At 60.5% G+C, this 2,208-nt stretch carries 2 protein-coding genes; one reads left to right on the plus strand and one right to left on the minus strand.

Features of this window, described 5'->3' with window-relative positions:
* Nucleotides 1-222 precede the first annotated feature (222 nt).
* The gene (locus BQ17_RS13915) at nt 223-1,842 is read left to right on the plus strand and encodes an SUMF1/EgtB/PvdO family nonheme iron enzyme (protein ID WP_089728044.1); all 1,620 of its coding nucleotides are present in this window, start codon (nt 223-225) and stop codon (nt 1,840-1,842) included.
* A gap of 115 nt (nt 1,843-1,957) precedes the next feature.
* On the opposite strand, the gene BQ17_RS22755 is transcribed toward BQ17_RS13915, so the two are convergent.
* The coding region (locus BQ17_RS22755; protein ID WP_218068273.1) for a hypothetical protein at nt 1,958-2,208 on the minus strand (251 nt) is incomplete at its 5' end.

Below are 2,208 nucleotides of genomic sequence, written 5' to 3' on the forward strand. Positions count from 1 at the left end.
CATCGAGGCGAGGTTGCCGCCGCACTCCAAAACGTCCGCTGGTACCCTCCCATGATCCTTGGCAGTCCGGAATCCATAAAGAGCTAAAATTTTTAAACTGAGCCTCTGCCGAGGATTCGCGTGATTCGTAGTTTTTTCGCCGTCGGGTTACTCTCTACGATTTGATCCACGTCCGCCGGGCAAGAACCCGGGCAAGAACAAAGAACAGGACAGGCTAGAGACATGGCCGACATCTTCATCAGCTATTCGCAACAGGACCGCCAACGGGTCAAGCCCCTGGTGGATGCCCTGACCGCCGAGGGCTACCAGGTCTGGTGGGATCTGGAGATCCGCGCCGGCGAGCCCTTCGACGAGCTCATCGAGAGCACCTTGAAGAAGGTGCAGTGCGTGATCACTGTTTGGTCGCAACACTCGGTGGCCTCCGAGTGGGTACGCGCGGAGTCGGCCTGGGCGAAAGATCGGGGAAAAGTTGTCTCCATCCGGATCGACGACGGGATCGAGCTTCCCATCAAATTCTACAATGTCCATACCCCCAGCTTAGTGGGCTGGACAGGCGCTCGGGATGCCACCGCATTTCAGGTCCTACTGGCAGACATTGCCAAGATCGCCGGCCCGCCCTCGACGCCTGAGCCCGATCTGCCTTCGACACCGGAACCAAAGCCTGTATCAAACGCCGCTCAGGATCGACCGGCGGACACTCCTAAGATCGCCGACTCGCCCTCGCCGCCGCTTGATCCGTCTCTATCGTCGGAACCAAAGCCTGTACCAGATGCTCCTCAAGATCCGCCGGCGGACACTCCCGAGATCGCCGACTCGTCCTCGTCGCCGCCTGATCTGTCTTCAGCGCCGGAACCAAAACCTGTACCAACCCCCCCTCAAGATCTGCCGGCGGACACCCCTAAGATCGTTGACTCGTCCTCGCCGCCGCCCGATCCATCTCCACCGTCGGACCCGGCACCGGTCCTAAAGCAACCAGTCTCGTCCCGACGATGGATTGGCGTAGTCGGGTTGATTGTAGTTTTCGTCGGAGTGTTAGCTGGGGGTATCAGTTTTATCCTGGAGAAAGACAAACCCCTGATCTTACGTGACACCCTTGAAGATGGCTCGCGGGGACCGGCGATGGTGGTTATCCCCGGCGGCAGCTTCCAAATGGGCTCCCCCGCCACCGAGCCTGAGCGCAGTGATGACGAGGGACCGGTCCATAGGGTAACCCTGGATTCCTTCGCCATGGGCCGTACCGAGGTTACTTTTGCCGAATACGACCGCTTCGCTGCGGCCAGGGGGCGTAAGAAGCCGAACGATGAGGACTGGGGACGGGGCGAGCAGCCGGTGATCAATGTCAGTTGGGACGACGCCACCGCCTATGTGGATTGGCTGAGTGATCAGACCGGCGAGCGCTATCGCCTGCCTACCGAGGCCGAGTGGGAGTATGCCGCCCGGGCCGGTACCCGGACCCCCTTCTGGACCGGCGACTGCATCCACACCGACCAGGCCAACTACGACGGCGAAAACTATGATTACAACGACTGTGGGGCCAAGACCGGGGTCTACCGGGGACAGACGGTCCCGGCCGGCAGTCTGCCGGCCAATCCCTGGGGGCTCCATGAGATCGCCGGCAATATCTGGGAATGGACCCAGGATTGCTGGCACAAGAACTACCGGGGTGCCCCGTCCGACGGCAGTGCTTGGAGTCAGGGGAACGGCGGCGACTGTACCCGGCGTGTGGCTCGCGGCGGTGGCTGGTTCAACCATCCAAGGAACCTCCGGTCGGCGGACCGGATCTGGATCACCACCGATGATGCGTTCGACGACCTTGGTTTTCGTCTCGCCAGGGAATTATGACCCTTTGTGCTGTGTGTTTTGTCCCTTTGCAAATTCGCATTTTGAATCCGCAGATTACGCAGATTTCCACAGATTAAAAATGAAAGGTTCTTTATGGATTCCGGACTGCCAAGGATCATGGAAGGGGACCACCGGACGTTTTGGAGTGCGGCGGCAACCTGACCCCGATGCTTACCGGAATCGATAGCGCCAGGATAAGCGGGGGGGCGGCCAAGTGGCACAATCCTGCCGCCGCTTTGGATTTGGCGAGGTATCCGTTCCCAACAAAGGCGTTGTGGCTAGGGGAAAGCGCCGTCGCCGCGGCGCGGGTGGAACCTAAGTGCCCGGATTCCCGGCCAACGCCGCTGGTATCCCCCGTGACTGAGG

It is taken from the genome of Candidatus Thiosymbion oneisti (genome assembly GCF_900092655.1).
GTDB lineage: Bacteria > Pseudomonadota > Gammaproteobacteria > Chromatiales > Chromatiaceae > Thiosymbion > Thiosymbion oneisti.

What these genes read in the sequence shown, in the direction of transcription:
- BQ17_RS13915 (WP_089728044.1), top strand. Translation starts at nt 223, where the DNA reads ATGGCCGACATCTTCATCAGCTATTCGCAACAGGACCGCCAACGGGTC.